Here is a 20,014-nt window from a genome sequence, read left to right as displayed (position 1 = left end):
CGCTCGCGCGCCCCTGATCGCCGCTGCCGCCGCGGCACGCATTGGAACGGCACCCCTCACGGACGGCTGGCGGGCACCGGCGGCGCGAGCGGGTCGAAATCGACCCAGCGGCCTTCGCTCCAGCGCCCATAGGCCCGTTCGACGTCCTTGGCGCCGGCCTGCCGCAATACCTCGGCGGCGGTCTCGCGCGTATCGGGATTGACATGCACCGCCAGCAGCACGCCGGCATCGCGCTCGGTCTTGACCTGGCGACTGGGATCGGGCGCATTCGATACGCGGTCGGGATCGCGCGTCATCGACAGCGCGCCGACCAGCGAACCCAGATAGGCGCCCAGGCCAGTGGCCAGCGCCAGCACCAGCACGGACGCCTGCATCAAGGCCAGCGCCACCGCACCGATCACGGCCCCGGCAATGGCGCCGAACACGATGCCGCGGCCCGCGCCCGCGCCGGCCTTGCGCGTACCCGCATCGACGGCGACGTCGCCGCCGATCGGGAAGCGTCCATGCTGCCCCGGGGGATTGACGAAGAACAGGGTCACATCATCCTCGGCGAACCCGCGGGCAAACAACTGGCCCGCCGCCGCCTCGGCCTGGGCGAACGTATCAAAGCGTCCGGCGATGATCAGGGACATGCTGGCTCCTTCGAATCGGTTGGCAGACACCCGCCTGGCGAGCGATGGATCGGCAATCGGATTCGGCATGGCGTTCCGCGGTCGCGACGCCAGCCAGGCTGGCATCAGGACCTGGCCTTCGACGGGGATTTCGTTGCGGATCGGGTAGTCCCCTTGTCGGCGGCGCCCTTGCGCTCGGCGGCGGGACGCGCGCCTTCGGGCTGATGGGCGCTGCCCGGTTCGATTTCCCAGTCGGTGTCATCCACGTCGGTGCTGGTTTCCTTCTCCGCATGCATGGCGGCGCTCGGAGAAATCGGATCGCTCGCCGGGAAAGTCATCTCCACCGATTCGTCGACCGCCTGCTGATACGTACACGCGTCGCTCTGCTTCACGTCGTCCTGCCGGTCGACCTTCTTGCCCGGCTTTGCCGCGCTGGCGGAAGCAGACTTCGCGGCGGATCCATGGGCGGATGCGGACCCGGTCTTGGCCTTCTGCATCATCGGCTCCTGCTCGTTTGGAATAGCGGAACAGATGCAAGCGACGGGCCAGAAGCGAAGATGCCGGGACCGGCGCGCAAGCGGCGTATGCGACAGCACTCGGCGTTGCACAAAGTGCATCGCACGTAAAAAGTACTAGCGTCGCAATCGCCCGCCGCGCGCGTGTGAAAAGGGGGAAAAGGACGGGGAAGACGAGGACGAAGGGAGGAATGGAAGGGACGAAATAACGGGCAGATCCGGCAGCCGAGGACGGCGCGGGAACCCGCGCGCGTCAGGCCTGCAGCCTGCCTCAGGCAGGCCCCGCAGCGGGTCCGATCGGCGCGTCATGACCGGCCGCGGCCGCCGCCGGCGGCAGGCGCGGAAAGGTCACCGCGATGCAGGCGCTGTCGCCGTCCTGCTCGCATTGCGTCGATGGTTCGGCTCCCAGCGTGGCGCCATGCAGCTCCGCCATGCGGCGCGCCAGCAGCAGCGCCGAACTCTGGCGCGCCGGCGCGGCGCCCGCATTGCCCACATCGCGCCGGAAGAACTCGGACAGTACCGACAGGCGCTCCCTGACGCGATCGGAAGTCGCGCGGCTCTCGGTCAGACGCAGCTTCACATGGTCATCCATCGGTTCCAGGTGCGCGTCGATGGTGTCGCCGTTGCGCGCCTGCTTCAGGCAATGCAGCACCAGATGGCGCAGCATCGGCTCGAGCCGGCGCGGGTCGGCCTGCACGAGGACATCGCCGCGGCCGCCGCGGGCTTCGTGCACCAGCACATCGGCCAGCGTGACGCGGCGCGATTCTGCGGCCGGCTTGACCGACTCCATCGCCTGCGCCATCGCGGCCGCGAGATCGACCGCCTGCCATTGCGGCTCGGTTTCGTCAGCCAGCAGCCGCACGGCCTCTTCCATATGCTGGATCAGCGTGACCTGCTGCTGCATCGCGGTACGCAAGCCCGCCAGCGCCCGTTGCACCGGCGCGCTGGGCGCGTCCAGCGAATGGTCCAGCACGTAGGCCCAGCTCTGGACGCCGTTCAGCGCCGAGCGCAGATCGTGCGACACCTGGTCGATCAGCGTCGTGACTTCGGAGGTCGCATCGACAGTCGCCGGCACCCAGTGCTCGGTGCCCGCCCCGCCGGACTGGCCACCGTTTTCCGCATCGGCGCGGCTGGAGGGGAGAGGTCGCTTGGACATGAAGGTTTGGGTCATCTCAGGGTCCCCGCGCCATTGCGGCGGGCCGGATTTCCGAGCCGAAGCATACCTCGGGCCAGCCCGAGGCTTCTGTCGTGGTGGGCGGGCAGGACAGTCTCGTGTGTGGTCAGCTGGTGGCGGGCGGGCGCTCGTGCGCGCCGTTGCTGGGGCCGTTGCTGGGGCCGTTGTTAGGGCCGCTGCCGGCCCCATTGCTGGCGCCATTGCCGGAGCTCTTGAACGACTCCGGCAGCTTGCCGCCGGCCGCATATTCTTCGAGCCGGTTGTACAGCGTCTTCAGGCTGATGCCCAGGATTTCCGCCGCGTGCTTCTTGACGCCGGCGCATTGCTCGAGCGTGGCGAAGATCAACTCGCGGTCCGCGTCGGCCAGCGACATGCCGACCGGCACCGTGACGATCGCCGTAGCGGGCACCTGCGACGCGGCGGCCTGCAGCGGCACCGGCGATTCGGCGATGACGTCGTCCTCGGCCATGATGAAGGCGCGCTGCACGAAGTTGCGCAGCTCGCGCACATTGCCCGGCCACGAATGGAGCCGCAGATTGGCCAGCACGTCGGGCCCGAAGCGCCGCTGCGTGCCGTGTTCCGCGTTGAGCTGATCGAGGAAGGCCCCGGCCAGCTGCGCCACATCGTCGCCGCGCGTGCGCAGCGGCGGCAGTTCGATCGGGAACACGTTGAGCCGGTGGTACAGGTCCGCGCGCAGCTTGCCCTCGGCGACCGCCTCCTCCGGGTTGCGGTTGGTCGCCGCAACCACGCGCACGTCGGCGCGCAACTCGCGATTGGTCCCCACACGCATGAAGGTGCCGGCCTCGAGCACGCGCAGCAGCTTGACCTGCAGCTCGATCGGCATCTCGGTGATTTCGTCCAGGAACAGCGTGCCCCCGGCCGCGCGCTCGAAATAGCCCTTGTGCTGGCGCTCGGCGCCGGTGAAGCTGCCGCGCTCGTGGCCGAACATCTCGGACTCGATCAGGTTCGGCGAAATCGCGCCGCAGTTGACGGCAAGGAAAGGCTGGCGCCGGCGCGGCGACAGCTCGTGCACGGTCTGCGCGGCCAGCTCCTTGCCGGTACCGCTCTCGCCGACCAGCAGCACCGTGGCCTCGGTCGGCGCGACCTTGCTGATCTGGTCATAGACCGCCTGCATTGCCTCCGAACTGCCCAGCAGCCGGCCGAAGCGGCCGTAGCGGCGCAGTTCGCCGCGCAGCGAGCGCACTTCCGCCTTCAGGTCGCCCGTGGTGGCGATGCGCTTGAGCACCGTCTGCAGGCGGGCCACGTTGATCGGCTTGACCAGATAGTCGGTCGCGCCCAGACGCAGCGCCTCGACGGCGCTTTCGACGCTGGCGTAGCCGGTCATCAGGATGATGTCGACGCCGGCCGAGCCGACTTCGTTGAACAGATCCTTGCCGTCGCCGTCGGGCAGCTTCAGGTCGGCCAGCACCGCATCGGGCATCTGCCAGCCGATCTGCAGGCACGCTTCGCGCAGGTCCCCCGCGGTGGCCGCGGTGAAGCCCTCCGCCGCGGCGATCTCGGCCAGCGCTGCACAGGTGTTCTCGTCGTCGTCGACGATCAGGATGTGAGGCATAGGCTTGACTGATGCCGGCCGCTGAAACCCTTGACCGGAATGGTGGAAATGAGACAGGCGCCGCAGCCGTTGCCGCCGCGGCGGGCGTTGCTGCCCTGAATAGACCCCATTCTATGCAAGCGGCAAGCGCCGCCATACCGGTGTTAGTCTGACATCGGCCGCCGCGCGCGCCGGACCGGCTTGTCGGACAAACGGCAATGGTGGCGGGCCCGATCGCAGGCTAGCATGGCGTTACGCGAGCCACGATGCGGCGCTCGCGAGGCGTGGACGCCTGCCACCACCCCGTCCACCGCACGCCGGCCGCCCGGCTCTACTGTCGTTTCTATTTCCGCTCCGCCTTTCGCTACATGTCGACCAGCACCTCGAACGATCTGCCGGACACGACGCGCTCCCGTCATCGGGAATCCGCGCGGGACCACCCACGCGAGGATGGCGGCCACGGGCCCGCGCGCGACGATTTTGCGCTGCTATGGCGCAGCACCTCGCCGGCGATGCGCCGGCTGCTCGAGCAGATCCCGCGCGTCGCCGCCACCGATGTGCCGATGCTGGCCGTCGGCGAAAGCGGCACCGGCAAGGAACTGGTGGCCCGCGCGATACATGAGCGCAGCAACCGGCGCGGCAAGCCCTTCGTTGCCGTCAATTGCGGCGCGATCGCGCCGACGCTGATCGAATCGGAACTGTTCGGCCACGAAAAGGGCGGTTTCACCGGCGCGATGCAGCAGAAGGCCGGCTATTTCGAACAGGCGCACGGCGGCACGCTGTTCCTGGACGAGGTCACCGAGATGGCCCCCGACATGCAGATCAAGCTGCTGCGGGTGCTGGAGACGCGCACCTTCCATCGCGTCGGCGGCGACGCCCAGGTGGTCTGCGACGTGCGCATCGTCTCGGCGACCAACCGCGATCCGCTCGAAGCCGTGCGCAGCGGCGTGCTGCGCGAAGACCTGCTGTACCGGCTCGCCGTGGTGCCGCTGCATATCCCGCCGCTGCGCGAACGGCGCGAGGACATCGTTCCGCTGGCCAGGCACTTCCTGGCCGAGCTCAACGCCGCCGAAGGCACCGACAAGGTGTTCTCGGCCAGCGCGCTGGAGCGGCTGTGCCAGTACGGCTGGCCCGGCAACGTGCGCGAACTGCGCAACACGGTCTATCGCGCCTTCATCCTGGCCGACCGCGTGATCGAACTGCCGAACCCGAACATCGCGTCCCAGCCGCCGCTGCCCACCGCGGCCGACGGCGTGCTGAACGTGCGCATCGGCACCACGCTGGCCGATGCGCAGCGCGGCCTGATTCTCGCCACGCTGGCCCGCTTCGACGGCGACAAGCGCCGCGCGGCGCAGGCGCTCGGCATCAGCCTGAAGACGCTGTACAACCGCCTGGACGCCTATCGCGACGGCTGATCGGCCTGCCTGGCCAGGTCCTCTTCCTCGTCCGCCACCGCGGCGGAAGTCGGGGCCGCCGTCACGGCCGGCCGCGCGTGCAGCCGCGCCAGCAGCGGCAGATGATCCGATGCGATCCGCGCCAGCGGACTGCGGTGGCTCGACACCGAGGCCAGCACCGAGCGCGGACAGCACCAGAGCCGGTCCAGCGCCAGCACCGGCATCCGGGACGGGAACGTGGCCACATGCGGCGCACCGTCGAAGTACGCGTGCAGCCAGCGCAGCGGCCGGCCCCACAGGAACCATTCGTTGACGTCGCCCAGCAGCACGGTGGGCACGCCCGGCTGCTCCGCGAGCGACGTCAGCAGCCGGCGCACCTGCATGCGGCGCTCGCCCGGCCATAGCCCCAGATGGGTGGCGATCACGCGCAGCGGCGCGGCATGGACGCCGTCGGGACAGCTGAGCGTCGCGTCGATCGCGCCGCGCGGTTCGTGCCGGCCCACGCTCAGATCGATCTGCCGGACCCGGCTCGGCGGAAAGCGCGTCAGCAGCGCGTTGCCATATTCGCCGTCGTGCCGGGTCAGCGTCGGTCCGGGAATCGCGTGATAGCCCGTTTCGTCGCGCAGATAGGCCAGCATGTCGAAGCCGGTGCTGCGCGATTCGACCTCCTGCAGCGCGACGATGTCCGCCTGCAGTTCCGACAGCACGCCGGCGATCCGCTTCGGCAGGAAACGCCCGTCGACGCCGATGCCGCCGTGGATGTTGTAGCTGGCCACCAGGAACTGCGCCGGCGCCGCGGCGGCGGCTGCCTCCCTCGGTGTCTGCGGCATCGGTTCCGCGACGTCGCCGGCACGGAATGGATAGATCCGACTCATGCATGCCCTCCATGGCGGGGTTCGCCGATGGCAGCGCGGTGCACCGCCTGGGCGGTCTGCGCCGGCTGCATCGCCTGCGCGACCTGGGCCTCCCTGGCGGCCTGCGCGGCCTCGGCCGCCTGCGCCGCCTGGGCGGCATCCGCACGCCGGCGCCGGCGCAGCAGCCACAACACGCTCAGCGGGATCAGCAGCACCAGCAGCAGCAGCGCCACCGTCAGCGGATTCGGGTTGCGCGCCACCGCGGCAATGCGGTCCACCAGCGAGGCCGAGATCACGATGCCCGGCGTCATGCCGATCAGCGTGCCGAGCAGGCAGTCGCGAAAACGGATGCGCGAGGCCCCCACCACCAGATTGACCAGCGTGAACGGCGCCACCGGCACCAGCCGGAGCACCACCATCGCCAGCAGGCCGTGCTGGCCGAGCTGCTGGCTCAACGCGTTCAGGCGCTTGCCGGCATAGCGCCGTACCGCATCGCGGCCGACGAAACGGCCGATGCCGTAGCCGGTGGCGGCGCTGAGCACCACGCCGCCGAGCGCGCACAGCGCGCCCTTGAGCGGGCCGAACACGATCACCGTGACCACGATCAGCAGCGTCACCGGCACCATCACCAGGCCCGCGGCAACATAGGCGCCGAGCATCGCCAGCGGCGCCAGCGGCATGTCGCGGATCCGCTCGACCACATCGAGCACGCGGCGGAAATCCGCCCATTCGCGCAGCGGCGTATAGCGCCATGCAAATGCCAGGCCCGCCAGCACGACCAGCAGCAGGATCGCCATGCCCAGCCGTCCGATGACCCGCGGACGGGCCTCGTGCGTCAGGAATTCGTCGACCAGCCCGTCCGGATCGATCGGCTCGATCGGGTCCAGCAGCCGCTCGTCGGGCACCACCGCGTCGACCTCTGGAACCAGCGGCGGATCGAACGCCTGCAGGGTCCGCTGGCCGGCCCGATAACATCGGGCGATGGTGTCGTGCAGCGGCTCGCCGCGTGCATGGGCGGCAGCCAGTTCGTCGGCATCGCAGGCCAGATGCTCGGCCACCAGCCGCGCGCGCATTGCCCGGATCGCGGCCGCGACGCGGGCATCCCCGCGCGCCTCGATCACCAGATTGCATTCGGTGTCGAGCCCCATCGAGCGATTGTTCAGATTGGCCGAGCCGATCGTCAGCAAGGTGTCGTCGACCACCATGACCTTGCTGTGCACGTTGATGCCGGGCAGCGGGGCGCCGTCGGGACCGGGTTCCCCCTCGCCGGGCAGATGCGGGTAGTACAGCCGATAGCGATGGCCGCCATCGACGCTGCGCAGCTTGCGATGCGCGCGGGCGCGCAGCACGCCCATGCTGTGCTCCTCCAGCCAGCCGCTTTCGCTGCGGCGCGAGACCAGCACCACCTCGGGTCCGTCGGGCTCGGCCAGCCGCGCGGCCAGCGCGTCGGCCAGCACGCCGGAGCTGAAATACTGGTTCTCCAGATACAGGGTCCGGCGCGCGGCGGCGATCGCGTCCAGATGCAGCGCGCGGATCTCGCCGACGCCTGGATCGCCGGCGAACGCCGGCGCGGTGCGTGCGATCGCCACCGGCACATCGGTCAGCAGCGGGGCGACGCCGTCGGGCCACAAGCGCCGGCCGCGCGCATCGGCGGGGTCGGGTGCGCGCGGCTCGCGCCGGGTGCCGCGGCGCCATCGCTCCGCGGCCATCTCGCCGAGCGCACGCGCCACGTCGCCCTCGACGACCGCCTGCACGTCGTGGAACGGGCCATAGGGCTTGCCGTCCGGATCGACGCGGCGCGGGTCCTGCAGCGCATGCGAGGGCGTATCCCAGCGGCAGCGCGTCAGGTCCAGCCCGCCGACGAAGGCCAGGCTGTGGTCGATCACGACCACCTTCTGATGATGCGAGGCGCCCACCGGATGCCGGGCGTCGAGGCGGAACGACAGCCGGCGATGGGTCTGCCAGTCCAGCTTGACCGCCGGCAGCCATTCGCGCTCCATCGCGTAGACCATCGCGAAGTCCCAGCTGAGCACGTAGATGCGCAGCCGGCGGCGGCGGCGCACCAGCGCGTCGAGGAAATCGCGCAGCCCGCGCGGAAAACCGTCGTCGGCGCCGCCGGGCACCAGTTCGAAGCGGCTGTCGATGTCCCAGCCGAGGATGAAGACCGTGTGTTCCGCCTGGATCAGCGCCGAGCGCAGCGCGCGGAAGTACGCTTCGCCATCGACCAGCATGGCGAAGCGCGACGCGCGTTCGATGCGCCAGCAATTGCGGCCGGGCTGCAGCAGCGGCTCGGCCGCGGCGGCCGGCGCACGTTGCCCGGCGGCGGGCGGCGCGCCATCGCGGCGCTCCGTCCGCGCGACGCCGGCTGCACCATGCCGGTCTTCAGGCGCGTCTTCAGCGGTCATCGACATCCCTGCGGAAACGAAAGGAGGCGCGGCGGGACCAGGATGTCCGGCGGACCTCCGCCAGCAGTATGGCAACCCCTGCACCGAACCGCCGTCCGCCGCCGGCCCCGGCGCTTGTCGGAATCCGCCTACACGCGATGTGGGCAGCGTCCTCGATGGGGCTGGGACCGCCCGCGCGCGCTTGGCAAGCGCGCGCCGCTTGTCTTACCCTGTCCGCCCTATCGATGGAGGAAAACGATGACCGCAACCCTGTCCGCAAACGATGCGCGGCGCCGCTGGATCCGCGTCGGCACCGACTCGCATGCATTCGATGCCTACCTGAGCCTGCCGCCCGGCGGCACGCGCCCGGGCACGCCGGGCATCGTGCTGATCCAGGAGATCTTCGGCGTCAACCAACATATCCGCGCGGTGGCCGACCAGTACGCGCTGGACGGCTACGTCGTGATGGCGCCGGACATCTTCTGGCGCGAGGCGCCGCGCATCGAGCTCGGCTATACGGGCGCCGACAAGGAGCGCGCGATGGCGCTGTACAAGGCCACCGACCCCGATGCGATCGTCGACGACATCGCGCTGACGGCGCAGGCGCTGCGCGCGCAGATCGGAGCGGACGGCAGGATCGCCGCGGTGGGCTACTGCTTCGGCGGTCTGCTGGCGTATCTGAGCGCGGCACGTGGCCTGGTCGACGCGGCGGTGCCCTACTACGGCGGCGGGATCCAGCGCCGGCTGGACCAGGCGGGGGCGGTACGCGTGCCGATCCAGTTTCACTATGGGGAGCACGATGCCAATATTCCGCCCGAGGCAGTCGAACAGGTGCGCGCCGCGATGGCTGGCAATCCGCGCGCCGAGGTCCACGTCTACCCCGGTGCCGACCACGGCTTCAACTGCTGGGCCCGCGGCTCCTATCACCAGCCGTCGGCGGTGCTGGCCCACGGCCGCGCGCTGACCTTCCTCGCGCAAGCGCTGGCCCAGCCGGCCTGAGCGCCGGCCTTAGCCGCGCGCCACGCCGTCGTCGTTGAAGGCGGTCAGCCGCGAGATGCGGAAGGTGTGGCGCAGCGATTCGAGTTCGGTCCGATGCAGCAGCGCCAGCCGATTCAGGCAACGCTCCCCCTTGGGCTGCAGATGGACCTGGACCACGCGGCGGTCGGCCGCGTTGGTCTTGCGCTTGACCAGCCCGGCCGCCTCGCAGCGATTGACCAGCGCGACCACACCGTGCTGCTTGGCCTGCAGCCGCTCCGCCAGCTCGCCGATCGAGGCCCAGTCGCGCCCGGGAAAGCCGCGGATATGCAGCAGCAACAGATACTGCTGCACGGTCAGGCCCTCCTCGCGCACGGCGTCTTCGGAGAAACGCATGAAGCGCCGCAGCTGGTAGCGGAAGTCGGACAACGCCTCGAAGTCCTGCTTGGCAAGCTCGGCGGCGCTCGGGGAACGGGGCTGGGTCATGGCGTGCGATTGGCGCGGCCGGCGTGGCAGCGCGGCCGCAATCTGGAGTCGGCCGTCATTATAGGTGCGCGGCAAGGCAGTCAGGCACGATGCGGCGCCCCGGCATGCCTCTGCGGCCCGGGCCACCGTTGCGCTACGCGGGGCATGCGGGCTATGGCAGAATCTGTGCGTCCGCAGACACCTGCGTCACGACCACGGAAATCCGATGCTCTCGCAAATCGCCATCTTTCTGCTCGACACCGTTTTCACGCTCTTCGGCATGGCGCTGCTGCTGCGGCTGTGGATGCAACTGACGCGCTTGCCCGCGCGCAACCCGATCTCGCATGCGGTGTTCCAGGTCACCGACTGGCTGGTGCGGCCGCTGCGGCGGATCATTCCGGGCGTCGGCGGCATCGACTGGGCCACCGTCGTCGCGGCCTGGCTGACCGCCGTGGTGTTCCTGCTGGCCGTCATCGGACTGACTGCCGGCAACCCCCTCGGCCTGCTGCCCGCCGTGCTCGGCATCGCGGTGCTCAATGTGCTCAAGTGGGGCATCAGCCTGGTGATGTGGGTCACGCTGCTGATGGCGATCCTGTCCTGGGTCAATCCGCATTCGCCGATCACGCCGGTGATCCAGCAACTGACCGATCCGCTGCTCGATCCGATCCGCCGCGTGGTCCCGCGCCTGGGCGGCTTCGATATCTCGCCGCTGGTGCTGTTCATCCTCGCCCAGGTGCTGCTGATGGTGATCGCGGGACTGAGCGTCAATCTGTTCGGCCTGCGGCATCTGCTCTGAGGCCCCGCTGTCCCGCTGCTGCCGGCGCGGTCTTGTCCGGACGAGGGTTGGCCGCCATTGTCCGCATGCCTGAACAGTGTGTTGCTGCAGAGCCTCTTTTTCCACGCCATCGACGGGCGTAGATTTGGGCGGTGTGGTCGGCTGATGCCGGCCACACCGCTTTGATCAAAGGAAAAAAACCATGAAGACTCTTGCACAACCCCGTCGCCTGGCCTTCGCGCTGCTCTGCGCCGCCGGCCTGTCCCTGTCCGCCACCGCGCTGCACGCCACCACGCTCGATCGCGACGTGCTGCGTCTCGAAGGCGCGTCGATGCACGTCGGCAAGGCCGACCCGTACACCGACGGCGCGCGCACGGTGGACGCCTACACCGACGGCGCCCGCAGCGTCGATGCCTACACGGACGGCGCCCGCGCCGACCACGTGTCGGACAACCGCGACCGCTTCGGCCAGGGCGCCTGACGTCCTCGCGCGCTGCGGCGTGCCAATGAAGACCGGCCTGCGGGCCGGTTTTTTCATGGGTGCGCCCGGCGCCGATTGTTCCGGCAGCCGGACGAAGTTTCCAGCACAGCCGGTTTTTCGCGCACGCGCGCGCCGCTAAGCTGGCGCCCATGCCCCACCAACCTGTGCCGGCCGGCCTGCCCGCGCCAAATCCCTCCCCGCCCCCTTCGCTGCGCCTCGCCTCGCACCCCGAGATGGGACCGCTGCAGCTGTCGGCGTTCGGGCTGACGCTGGGGCTCGTCACCGGGCTCGACTTCTCCTCGACGCTGATGATGGCGGTGGCAAGCCAGCACATCCAGGGCGGCGTCAATGCGACGCCGAGCGACTACCTGTACGCGGTCAGCGCCTATGCCGCCGCCGCCGTGCTGATGAACATGCTGCTCGACCAGATCGCGCGGCGCATCACCTACAAGCGCTTCACGATGGCGTCGCTGGCGGTGTTCGTGCTCGGCGCGGTCCTGTGCGCGGAGGCGGGCTCGCCCACCGGCCTGATCGTCGGCAAGACCGTCGAGGGCCTGGGCGCCGGCGGCCTGTTCGCGGCCTCGCGCATCCTGGTGCAGTTGCTGACGGCGCCCGCCGAGCGCGCCGCGCTGCTGCTGCGCTTCGGCCTGGGATCGTTCGGGCTGCTGGCGGTGACGCCATGGCTGACCGGCATCTTCCTCGACGAGATCGGCTGGCGCGCGGTGTTCCTGTTCCAGGCCGTGATCGCGCTGCCGGTGCTGGCGCTGGTGGCGCTGACCTACCCGCGCCGCGGTCCGCGCGACCCGCATCCGCCGGTATCGACGCTGGACTGGCCCGCGGCGCTCAGCGCCGCCGCGGGCGCGCTGGTGCTGCTGCACACGCTGCAGGAGATGCGCTACACGCGCTTCTTCAGCACGCCGCACATGCCGCTGATGGCCGCCGCCGGCTTGGCGCTGTTGCTGTTCTGCGCCTGGCGGCTGCATCGCCACCAGGATCCGTGGATCGATCCGTCGCGGCTGCTCGGCCGGCGCTATCTGTACGGGCTCGGCTTCTACACGCTGTACTACCTGCTGTCGGCGATCTGGGCCTATCTGCTGCCGACGCTGACACAGAGCGGCCTTGGCCTGACCTTCCGCACCACCAGCATGCTGCTGTCGGTCAGCGGCACCGTGTCGGCGATCGGCGCGGTGGTGCTGACGCTGTGCATGGCGATGGTGTTTCGCAAGCGGCGGGTGATCGCGGCGGGCCTGGTGGTCTATGCCTGCGCCGCGATGCTGCTGTCGCAGCGGCTGATGCCGGGCGCGCCCGACTATGCGCTGGTGCCGGTGGTGCTGCTCGAGGGACTGACGCCGGTGCTGCTGATGATCCAGGTCGCCTCGATGACCTACCTCGATCTGCCGGTCGAGGACTTCGCCCACGCCTACCAGTTCAAGAACGTCTGCAAGCAGATCGCCTCGGCCACGGGCACCGGGCTGGCCAGCATGTGGATGCAGGAAGGCGCGGCCACGCACCGCACCCATCTGATCGAGCACGTGACGCGCTTCGAGCCCGCGCTGCAGCAGGGCGGCGGGCTCTCTGGCTTCGATCTGGCGCGGCTGTCTCAGGAGGTGGACCGCCAGGCCACGCTGCTGGCCGGCATGGATCTGCTGCACGGCTTCGCGCTGGTCTGCGTACTGATCGCGGTCTTCGTGCTGGTGCAAAAGAGTTTCCGCTGAGGCGCCGCACCGCGGCGAGAGGGGTCTCGGGCACTGCTGGGCGCTGCCCACCGCGGTACGCGACACAACGGGGCATTGCGGCATGCCCCTCTGGCGGTTTGCGGCCTTTTCCACTACTCTTTCGGCCTTTCCGTGCGCATTCGGCATCCAGCCGTATACCTCGATGGCCAGCCACGCCCCGAACGATTCCAAGGATTCCCCGCCGTCCGCCGCCGAAACCCCGGGCAGCGCCGCCAACGCCGGCACCGCAGCCGAGAAGCCCAGCGACAGCTACGTCCAGTCCTTCGCACGCGGGCTGTCGGTGATCCGTGCCTTCAACGCCCAGCGTCCGGCGCAGACGCTGACGGAAATCGCGCAGGCCAGCGGACTGACCCGGGCCGGCGCGCGCCGCATCCTGCTGACGCTGGTGGGCCTGGGCTATGTCGAGGCCGACGGCCGGCTGTTCCGGCTGACGCCGAAGATTCTCGACCTCGGCTTCGCCTATCTGACCTCGATGCCGTTCTGGAACCTGGCCGAGCCGATCATGGAGGCGCTGTCGCAGCAGGTGCACGAAAGCTGCTCGGTGTCGGTGCTGGACGGGACGGAAATCGTCTACGTGCTGCGCGTCCCCGCGCGCAAGATCATGACGATCAATCTGTCGATCGGCAGCCGGCTGCCCGCCTATTGCTCGTCGATGGGCCGCGTGCTGCTGGCCGGACTGTCCGACCAGGAGCTCGACCGCGTGCTGCACGCCAGCGACCTGCGCAAGCGCACGCAGCGGACGGTCACCGATATCGACGAACTGAAGGCGATCATCGCGCGCATCCGCGCCCAGGGATGGGCGCAGAACGATCAGGAACTCGAGGAAGGGCTGGTGTCGCTGTCGGCGCCGATCCGCAACCGCGCCGGCCAGGTCATCGCCGCGATGAACATCAGCGGCCAGGCCAATCGCACCAGCGCCGAGGAGATGGTGCGCCGTTTCCTGCCGCCGCTGCTGGAGGCGTCCGAGAAGATCACCAACCTGGTCAGCCTGCGCACCTGAAGGGCGCGTCCGACGTCGTTGCCGTGTGTTCGCTCAGCTCGCCATTGGCGCCGGCAGTTGCACCATGCCGTGCTGCGCCGAGCGCGTGCCGGGCAGCGGCCGGTTGCTCAGCCCCAGATAGGCAAAGGCCACCGACAGCTTGACCGCGTCGGACAGGTTCTGCCCCGCGCTATGGAACAGCCGGCTGTCGAAGAACAGCACGTCGCCGCGCTGCAATGACAACGGCGTCGCTCCCGCCAGCAGCGCCGCGCTGGCCGGATGGCTGTCCACCAGAAACTCCGCGGCATCGAGCTGTCCCGCCTCGAGCGCGGCTCGGTGCGAGCCGGGTATCACGCGCAACGCGCCATTGCGCTCGTCCTCGTTGCCCAGCGCCAGCCAGACCGTCACCAGTTCCGGACTGGCGAACGACCAATAGCGCGTGTCCCGATGCCAGCCGGTCTGGCTGCCGTAGGTCGGATGCTTGGTCATCACGCAGTTATGGTGGGCCAGCGTCAGCTGCGCCGGTTCGCCCAGCAGCGCGGTGACCAGCGTGGCCACGCGCGGGTCGGTCGCCCATTGCTGGAATACCGGATCGCGATCGTAGGCCTGACGCAGCCGCCGTACGGTCGCCCCGCCGGCCGCCTCGCGGCTGGACGGCGCGCCGGGATAGCCCAGTTCGGCCTCGTATTCGACCGGCGCGACCGCCTCGGCGAGCTGGGCTCGTGCCACGCGCTCCATCGCATCGCACAATGCGGGCTCCGCCAGGCCGCGCAGCACCACGAATCCATCGCGGTGAAACGCCGCGGCGAGCGCCTCGAGTTCTTGTGCATCGAAGGACGAGGTGGCCGGCGGCGCGGCGGCATCGCCGTTTGCATCGGGCTTCTGGGGAGCGGCAGGGGTCGTCATGGCGACAGCGGGACGGGCAAGGCGGCGAGGCGATGGGCTTTGCCGCGGGTTCAGCCAGGCGCGAAGGGGGCGGTTTCGCGCGTCAATTTCGGGATGATGCCAGAAGCGGGCGCGGCGTGCGCAAGCAGCACGCCGCGACGACGTTGGCGAGACGCGCCCCCGTACCGAGCAGCGATTGATACCATTCGATATAATTACATTTGTAATTATTTGGGTAACATCGCCATGTCCTTTGAAGACCGTATCGACCGCTTCTGCGCTGCCCATCCCGAAGCGCCGCGCGACCTGATTCTCGCGTCCCGGCTGCTGATGCGCACCGCCCGGCTGCTGCGCGCGCATATCGACCGGGCGCTCGCGCCGTTCGAGCTCGACATGTCGCAATACCTGTGCCTGAGCATGCTGGCCGCCGACGAAGGCCAGCCCAGCATGCCATCGGAACTGGGCAACACGCTCGATGCGACGCGCACGCAGATGACGCGGCTGCTCGACGGGCTCGAAGCGCGCGGCCTGCTGCGCCGGCGCGCCTCGACCCAGGACAGGCGCAGCCTCGAACTGCGGCTGACCGCGGCGGGGCGCAGCATGGTCGAGCGCGCCGCACCAGTCGTGCACGCAGCGTACGGCGAAGCCTGGGGTCCGTTGGGGGAAACGGGGCTGGCGGGTGCGACTCGCGCGCTCGCGAAGCTGCACCAGCATCTGGACACGCTGCAATCATGAAACCGCAGGCTGCGCCGCACAGCTCCACGCTGCATCGCAGCCTGCGCCGTCTGCGGCCGCTCGGCCATCGGCAACGCCAGACCCTGCTGATGCTGCTGCTGGCGCTGTCCACCTCCGTCGAGTTCCTCGAGAACATCATGTTCGTCTTCGCCGCCAGCCATATTGTCGGCGGCATCGATGGCGATCCGCGCAGCTTCGCGCTGGTACAGGCCGCCTACGCGCTCGGCAGCATGCTGACGATCCTGAAGCAGCCCTGGCTGGCACAGCGCTTCGGCTATCGCCGCTATCTGACCGGCGCGCTGCTGCTGTTCATTGCCGGGGCGCTGGCCGCCGCGGCCAGCCATTCGGTCACGCAACTTGCCGCGGCGCGCTTGCTGCAGGGGCTCGGCGGCGGCGCGCTGTTTACCAGCTGCCGCATCCTGGTCAACCTGATGTTCTCGCCGGCAGACCGGCCGCGGGCCTTGCGGATCTTCATGCTGGGGATCTTCGGCGCGTCGGCGCTGGCCCCGGCCTTTGCGGCCGCGCTGATCGAGCATGGCGTCTGGCAGGATGTGTTCTACGGCGTGGTGCCCTTTGCCGCGCTGGCCGCGTTCGCGGCGTGGCGGCTGTTGCCCGATGCCGAGCGCTCGGCCGCCGCGGAAGCACCGGCCATCGGGCCGCTGCTGCTGTTCGGCGTCGCCATCGTCGCGCTCCAGGCCGCATTGAGCGAAGCGCGCTTCGATGTGCTGTCGCACCCCTTGCGGCTCGCGGCGCTGGCCGCCAGCGGTGCCGCGCTGCTGGGGCTGTTCCTGTGGCACCAGTGGCATCACGGCAAGCCCCTGCTGGCGCTGCGCAATCTGCGCCATCCGGTTTACCTGACCGGCCTGGCGATGTATTTCGTCTACTACCTGATCAACAACCTGAGCGGCTACCTGTTTCCGATCTATGCCGAGCAGGCACTGGGACTGCCGCTGCAGACGACCGGCTGGCTCAACACGTTCTCGGCCGCGGTCAGCCTCGCCGGTATTGCGATCTACCTGAAGGCCGCGCCGCGCTTGTCACGCAAGAAGCCGCTGATGACCGCGGGCCTGCTCGTGATGGCCGGCGCGGCGTGGTGGTTCTCGCGGTTGCCGCCCGACGCCGACATCGGCGCGCTCGCCTGGGGCCTGGTCGGCAAGGGCCTGTTCGGTGTGATGGTGATCATCCCGATCGCGGGGCTGACGTTTCGCCCGTTATCGCACGAGGACTTCGCGCACGGCTATCGCAGCAAGAATCTGATGCGGCAGATTGCCAGCTCGTTCGCCTCGGCGCTCGGCGCGATCCTGCTGCAGAACCGGCAGTTTGCGGTTCACCATGGCATCGTCGATTCGCTCGGTAATCGGCCCGATCAGACAGCGCAATGGATGCGCGCGATGGAGGCCACGCTGGCTGCGCGGGGGCTCGATGCCGCCCATGCGCATCAGTTCGCGCTGACATGGCTGGCGCGGCTGGTCGACCAACAGGCCAGGCTGATCGCCTGCGAGGATCTGTATCGCTGGATCGCGCTGCTCGCGCTGTGTGCGGCGGCAGCGATGCTGTGGCAGCGTCGGCTCGATTGAGCGCGCCGCGCGGGACCGCGGCAGAGGCTGCGGTCGGTGTGAGGGTGTTGCCCGGCTGCGTTGCCGTCGTCAGAACAGCGGCAGCTGGCGCATACCGAACCCGACGGTCTCTTCGACGCGCATGCGCGCATGCGCCAGCGAACCTTCGGCACCCGAATAGTTGCCGGCCGCCCAGCGATAGACCACGGGCACTTCGCCACGCTCGGACAGATGTACTTCGCCCAGCTTGTCGCCGCGCTCGTTGCGGTAGTAGTGGGAGCGATAACCGCGCTCCCAATAGGTGACCTCTACCTTCTTGCGACGACGGGGCGACGGCGTCGCGCGCGGCATGCGCCGCGCCCGGTCGGTCGCCGTCACCGTAGATGCACGCGTGAGATCCAACTGCATAGACTTCCTTTTCGATCGAGTCCACAAGACGATGGCACCGATGCCTCGTCATGCATCGCAGTCGAGATGATACGCCGTGATTGCGTTCCTGTGTGGCTATGCAGCCCGGAAAACCGCTCTGGGCAAGGATTTCGGGGTGGGTACGTATACGTATACCTGCCGTATACATGGGCGCGTATACGGCAGGTATACGGGGTCGTATACGTGGGCGTATACCTGCCGCGTATCTCTGCTCGCCTGCCTCGCAGTCATCTCGCCGCGCACCGCCAAGGGGCGAGAGTCCGCGAACAAAAAAGGCGTCGCGCCCGGGCTTGTCGATGCCCGTTCGCGACGCCCTTGCATGGCCGCTATCCGCGCAGTTCGATCAGCCCAGTTCGATCGGCACGAACAGCTGCGTGTCGTCACGCTGCACCAGCAGCGCCACCTCCTTGCCGGCCTTCGACACCATCGTGCGCAATTGCTCGACCGACTTGATCGGCGTGCCGTTGAAGGCCAGGATCACGTCGCCGGGTTGAATGCCGACGCGAGCCGCGGGACCCGACGCGCCCTCGACTACCAGGCCGCCGGCGATGCCGCTCTCGCGCTGTTCCGCCGGCGACAGCGGCCGCACCGCGAGGCCAAGCTTGCCGCCGGACTCGGCGCCCTCGCTCTTTTGCGCGACGCTCTGCTCGTTGGCCGCGCCCACCTTGACGGTCAGCGTAACGGGCTTGCCTTCTCGAACAACCTTCAGCGTCGTTTCGGTGCCCGGCTTCAGATCCGCGACGTGTTCCGGCAGGTCGGTCGAACGATCGACGGTGTCGTCGCCGATCTGCACGATGACGTCGCCCGGCTTCAGGCCCGCCTTCGCCGCCGGGCCGTCCGGCTCGACCGTATTGACCAGCGCGCCGGCCGGCTTCGGCAAGCCGAACGACTGTGCCAACGCCTGGTTGACCTCCTGCACGCCGATACCGAGGCGGCCGCGCGTGACCTTGCCATGCGCAACCAGCTGCTGCTGAACCTTGGTGGCGACGTCGATCGGGATCGCGAACGACAGGCCCTGATAACCGCCGGTGCGGCTGTAGATCTGCGAGTTGATGCCGATCACTTCGCCGCGCTGATTGAACAGCGGGCCGCCGGAATTGCCGGGGTTCACCGCGACGTCCGTCTGGATGAACGGAACATAGGTGTCGTCGGGCAGCGCGCGCGACTTCGCGCTGACGATGCCGGCGGTCACGGTGTTCTCGAAGCCGTACGGCGAACCGATGGCGACGACCGGCTCGCCAACGCGAACCTGCGACGGGTCGCCCAGCTGCACCGTCGGCAGGTCCTTCGCGTCGATCTTGATCACCGCGATATCGGTCTGCTTGTCGACGCCCAGCACCTTGGCCTTGAACTCGCGACGATCGGTCAGCTTGACGACGACCTCCTGCGCCCCATCGACGACGTGCGCATTGGTCAGGATCATGCCGTCCGGGCTGACGATAAAGCCCGAGCCCAGGCCCCGCGCCAATTGCGGCTGGTCCGGCTGCGGCCCGTAAGGGAACGGGATGCCGAAGCGCTTGAAGAACTGGAACATCGGATCGTCCGGATCCATGCCCGGCGGCATCTGCGCCGCAGTGCGCTGCGCGCGTGCCGTCACGCTGATATTGACGACGGCCGGACCGTAACGGTCAACGATGCCGGAGAAATCGGTCGGCGTTGCCATCGCGCGGCCCGGCGCGGCACTGACCTGCGCGACCACCGGAGTCGGCGCGGCATAGCTCGATGACACCGCTTCCTTCTGGAGATAGTTGTACCCGCCTGCCAGCACGCCCACGGCGGCAATGGCGATGGCGGTACGAGCAACAGTTCGGCGAATCATCTGGTTCTCCTCGTTGGTTCGGCGCCCAGGGAGGCGCGACGAGGACATGCTAGGGGCCGAGACTTAAACGAGCCTTAAGGAAAGAAAGGAAGGAAAGCGACGACCGGTCGTCGCCAAATCACAGTTTTCCGGGCGATGCCGCGGGCAGGGACGGACGGCCGCCGTCGCGAAGCCACGCCAGCAAATCGGGCATCTCGGCGTGGTCCAGCTCCAGCATCGCGCAAAACGCGCGTTTTCGCGTCACGTGCAGACGCTTGACCAGCGCTTCCAGCCGGGAGGCTTCCGCCCGGTCGGCGCATCGCAACTGCGCGGCGATCGCGATCGGCTTGCGCGAGCGCGTATAGCGGGCACCCGTGCCAGCCTGGTGCTGGGCGAAACGGCGGCCGACATCGGTGGTGATGCCGGTATAGAGGCTGCCATCGGCGCATTCGAGCAGGTACAGGTACCAGCTATGGTCGGATGGCGTGGTCACTTTCGGAGGGAATGAAGCGCGCGGTCGCGAAACCGGCATTGTGAGGCACTTGCGGGGAGCGGGAAAGTGCTGCCGATATCGCTCCATACCAGCCCGCCGCAAAGCAAAACGCCCCAGACCTTGAGGATCTGGGGCGTTTTCAAAGGAGAGCCTGGCGATGACCTACTTTCACACGGGTAGTCCGCACTATCATCGGCGCGAAGTCGTTTCACGGTCCTGTTCG

General features: G+C 68.9%; 19 protein-coding genes. 8 read left to right on the top strand and 11 right to left on the bottom strand.

Annotation, left to right across the window (positions count from 1 at the left end):
• Positions 1-56: 56 nt before the first annotated feature.
• The 4 genes from F7Q96_RS23380 to F7Q96_RS23365 all read right to left on the bottom strand — a co-directional run bounded on the left by F7Q96_RS23380 (position 57) and on the right by F7Q96_RS23365 (position 3,873).
• The gene (locus F7Q96_RS23380) at positions 57-632 is read right to left on the bottom strand and encodes a hypothetical protein (RefSeq protein WP_053824719.1); all 576 of its coding nucleotides are present in this window, start codon (positions 630-632) and stop codon (positions 57-59) included.
• 104 nt (positions 633-736) lie between these two features.
• A complete protein-coding gene (locus tag F7Q96_RS23375) occupies positions 737-1,111 on the bottom strand; it encodes a hypothetical protein (protein WP_053824431.1) in 375 nt (124 codons plus the stop codon).
• Between the two features lie 286 nt (positions 1,112-1,397).
• The gene (locus F7Q96_RS23370; protein ID WP_212762955.1) at positions 1,398-2,297 is read right to left on the bottom strand and encodes a sensor histidine kinase; all 900 of its coding nucleotides are present in this window, start codon (positions 2,295-2,297) and stop codon (positions 1,398-1,400) included.
• Positions 2,298-2,406: 109 nt separating this feature from the next.
• A complete protein-coding gene (locus F7Q96_RS23365; RefSeq protein WP_053824432.1) occupies positions 2,407-3,873 on the bottom strand; it encodes a sigma-54-dependent transcriptional regulator in 1,467 nt (488 codons plus the stop codon).
• 245 nt (positions 3,874-4,118) lie between these two features.
• Here F7Q96_RS23365 and F7Q96_RS23360 point away from each other — a divergent pair, with 245 nt between their 5' ends.
• The gene (locus F7Q96_RS23360) at positions 4,119-5,267 is read left to right on the top strand and encodes a sigma-54 interaction domain-containing protein (RefSeq protein WP_249041711.1); all 1,149 of its coding nucleotides are present in this window, start codon (positions 4,119-4,121) and stop codon (positions 5,265-5,267) included.
• On the opposite strand, the gene F7Q96_RS23355 is transcribed toward F7Q96_RS23360, so the two are convergent.
• Positions 5,252-6,121, bottom strand: a complete 870-nt coding sequence (locus F7Q96_RS23355) for an endonuclease/exonuclease/phosphatase family protein (protein ID WP_082371828.1) — start codon at positions 6,119-6,121, stop codon at positions 5,252-5,254. The genes F7Q96_RS23360 and F7Q96_RS23355 overlap by 16 nt on opposite strands.
• On the bottom strand, positions 6,118-8,505 hold the full coding sequence (locus tag F7Q96_RS23350; RefSeq protein ID WP_151023380.1) for a VTT domain-containing protein: 2,388 nt from the start codon (positions 8,503-8,505) through the stop codon (positions 6,118-6,120). Before F7Q96_RS23350 ends, F7Q96_RS23355 begins: the two co-directional genes overlap by 4 nt.
• Positions 8,506-8,742: 237 nt before the next feature.
• Between F7Q96_RS23350 and F7Q96_RS23345 the strand changes: the two genes are divergently transcribed.
• Positions 8,743-9,483 carry a dienelactone hydrolase family protein gene (locus F7Q96_RS23345; RefSeq protein WP_053824433.1) on the top strand — a complete coding sequence of 247 codons (741 nt, stop codon included), beginning with the start codon at positions 8,743-8,745 and terminating at the stop codon, positions 9,481-9,483.
• A 9-nt stretch (positions 9,484-9,492) separates the two neighbouring features.
• Here the strand turns inward: F7Q96_RS23345 and F7Q96_RS23340 are convergent, their stop codons facing one another.
• A complete protein-coding gene (locus F7Q96_RS23340) occupies positions 9,493-9,945 on the bottom strand; it encodes a MarR family winged helix-turn-helix transcriptional regulator (RefSeq protein WP_053824721.1) in 453 nt (150 codons plus the stop codon).
• Between the two features lie 205 nt (positions 9,946-10,150).
• On the opposite strand from F7Q96_RS23340, the gene F7Q96_RS23335 reads away from it, so the two are divergent.
• The 4 genes from F7Q96_RS23335 (at position 10,151) to F7Q96_RS23320 (ending at position 13,916) form a co-directional block, all read left to right on the top strand.
• Positions 10,151-10,720, top strand: a complete 570-nt coding sequence (locus F7Q96_RS23335) for a YggT family protein (protein WP_151023378.1) — start codon at positions 10,151-10,153, stop codon at positions 10,718-10,720.
• Positions 10,721-10,901: 181 nt separating this feature from the next.
• Complete coding sequence (locus F7Q96_RS23330) at positions 10,902-11,180, top strand: hypothetical protein (protein WP_053824434.1); 279 nt, start codon at positions 10,902-10,904, stop codon at positions 11,178-11,180.
• 149 nt (positions 11,181-11,329) lie between these two features.
• Positions 11,330-12,895, top strand: coding sequence for an MFS transporter (locus tag F7Q96_RS23325; protein ID WP_053824435.1), 1,566 nt, complete (start codon positions 11,330-11,332; stop codon positions 12,893-12,895).
• 163 nt (positions 12,896-13,058) lie between these two features.
• A complete protein-coding gene (locus tag F7Q96_RS23320; protein WP_053824436.1) occupies positions 13,059-13,916 on the top strand; it encodes an IclR family transcriptional regulator in 858 nt (285 codons plus the stop codon).
• 33 nt (positions 13,917-13,949) lie between these two features.
• Here F7Q96_RS23320 and F7Q96_RS23315 read toward each other — a convergent pair whose 3' ends face one another.
• Complete coding sequence (locus F7Q96_RS23315) at positions 13,950-14,801, bottom strand: phytanoyl-CoA dioxygenase family protein (RefSeq protein WP_053824437.1); 852 nt, start codon at positions 14,799-14,801, stop codon at positions 13,950-13,952.
• Between the two features lie 225 nt (positions 14,802-15,026).
• Here F7Q96_RS23315 and F7Q96_RS23310 point away from each other — a divergent pair, with 225 nt between their 5' ends.
• Positions 15,027-15,515: a MarR family winged helix-turn-helix transcriptional regulator gene (locus tag F7Q96_RS23310; protein ID WP_053824438.1), complete on the top strand. Its 489-nt coding sequence runs from the start codon at positions 15,027-15,029 to the stop codon at positions 15,513-15,515.
• Positions 15,512-17,092, top strand: a complete 1,581-nt coding sequence (locus tag F7Q96_RS23305; protein ID WP_053824439.1) for an MFS transporter — start codon at positions 15,512-15,514, stop codon at positions 17,090-17,092. Before F7Q96_RS23310 ends, F7Q96_RS23305 begins: the two co-directional genes overlap by 4 nt.
• A 69-nt stretch (positions 17,093-17,161) precedes the next feature.
• On the opposite strand, the gene F7Q96_RS23300 is transcribed toward F7Q96_RS23305, so the two are convergent.
• The 3 genes from F7Q96_RS23300 to F7Q96_RS23290 all read right to left on the bottom strand — a co-directional run bounded on the left by F7Q96_RS23300 (position 17,162) and on the right by F7Q96_RS23290 (position 19,791).
• Entirely contained in the window at positions 17,162-17,479 is a 318-nt protein-coding gene (locus F7Q96_RS23300; RefSeq protein ID WP_006577865.1) for a hypothetical protein, read from the bottom strand.
• Positions 17,480-17,843: 364 nt separating this feature from the next.
• Positions 17,844-19,319 carry a DegQ family serine endoprotease gene (locus tag F7Q96_RS23295; RefSeq protein ID WP_053824440.1) on the bottom strand — a complete coding sequence of 492 codons (1,476 nt, stop codon included), beginning with the start codon at positions 19,317-19,319 and terminating at the stop codon, positions 17,844-17,846.
• Between the two features lie 118 nt (positions 19,320-19,437).
• A complete protein-coding gene (locus F7Q96_RS23290; protein WP_226994989.1) occupies positions 19,438-19,791 on the bottom strand; it encodes a GIY-YIG nuclease family protein in 354 nt (117 codons plus the stop codon).
• Positions 19,792-20,014 lie beyond the last annotated feature (223 nt).

The sequence above is a fragment of the Cupriavidus gilardii genome (assembly GCF_008801915.1).
Lineage (GTDB): Bacteria > Pseudomonadota > Gammaproteobacteria > Burkholderiales > Burkholderiaceae > Cupriavidus > Cupriavidus gilardii.
This window is presented reverse-complemented; position numbering and strand designations above follow the sequence as displayed.

Coding starts and splice junctions, on each gene's coding strand:
- F7Q96_RS23380 (WP_053824719.1), bottom strand. CDS start 632: ATGTCCCTGATCATCGCCGGACGCTTTGATACGTTCGCCCAGGCCGAG.
- F7Q96_RS23375 (WP_053824431.1), bottom strand. CDS start 1,111: ATGATGCAGAAGGCCAAGACCGGGTCCGCATCCGCCCATGGATCCGCC.
- F7Q96_RS23370 (WP_212762955.1), bottom strand. CDS start 2,297: ATGACCCAAACCTTCATGTCCAAGCGACCTCTCCCCTCCAGCCGCGCC.
- F7Q96_RS23365 (WP_053824432.1), bottom strand. CDS start 3,873: ATGCCTCACATCCTGATCGTCGACGACGACGAGAACACCTGTGCAGCG.
- F7Q96_RS23360 (WP_249041711.1), top strand. CDS start 4,119: ATGCGGCGCTCGCGAGGCGTGGACGCCTGCCACCACCCCGTCCACCGC.
- F7Q96_RS23355 (WP_082371828.1), bottom strand. CDS start 6,121: ATGAGTCGGATCTATCCATTCCGTGCCGGCGACGTCGCGGAACCGATG.
- F7Q96_RS23350 (WP_151023380.1), bottom strand. CDS start 8,505: ATGACCGCTGAAGACGCGCCTGAAGACCGGCATGGTGCAGCCGGCGTC.
- F7Q96_RS23345 (WP_053824433.1), top strand. CDS start 8,743: ATGACCGCAACCCTGTCCGCAAACGATGCGCGGCGCCGCTGGATCCGC.
- F7Q96_RS23340 (WP_053824721.1), bottom strand. CDS start 9,945: ATGACCCAGCCCCGTTCCCCGAGCGCCGCCGAGCTTGCCAAGCAGGAC.
- F7Q96_RS23335 (WP_151023378.1), top strand. CDS start 10,151: ATGCTCTCGCAAATCGCCATCTTTCTGCTCGACACCGTTTTCACGCTC.
- F7Q96_RS23330 (WP_053824434.1), top strand. CDS start 10,902: ATGAAGACTCTTGCACAACCCCGTCGCCTGGCCTTCGCGCTGCTCTGC.
- F7Q96_RS23325 (WP_053824435.1), top strand. CDS start 11,330: ATGCCCCACCAACCTGTGCCGGCCGGCCTGCCCGCGCCAAATCCCTCC.
- F7Q96_RS23320 (WP_053824436.1), top strand. CDS start 13,059: ATGGCCAGCCACGCCCCGAACGATTCCAAGGATTCCCCGCCGTCCGCC.
- F7Q96_RS23315 (WP_053824437.1), bottom strand. CDS start 14,801: ATGACGACCCCTGCCGCTCCCCAGAAGCCCGATGCAAACGGCGATGCC.
- F7Q96_RS23310 (WP_053824438.1), top strand. CDS start 15,027: ATGTCCTTTGAAGACCGTATCGACCGCTTCTGCGCTGCCCATCCCGAA.
- F7Q96_RS23305 (WP_053824439.1), top strand. CDS start 15,512: ATGAAACCGCAGGCTGCGCCGCACAGCTCCACGCTGCATCGCAGCCTG.
- F7Q96_RS23300 (WP_006577865.1), bottom strand. CDS start 17,479: ATGCAGTTGGATCTCACGCGTGCATCTACGGTGACGGCGACCGACCGG.
- F7Q96_RS23295 (WP_053824440.1), bottom strand. CDS start 19,319: ATGATTCGCCGAACTGTTGCTCGTACCGCCATCGCCATTGCCGCCGTG.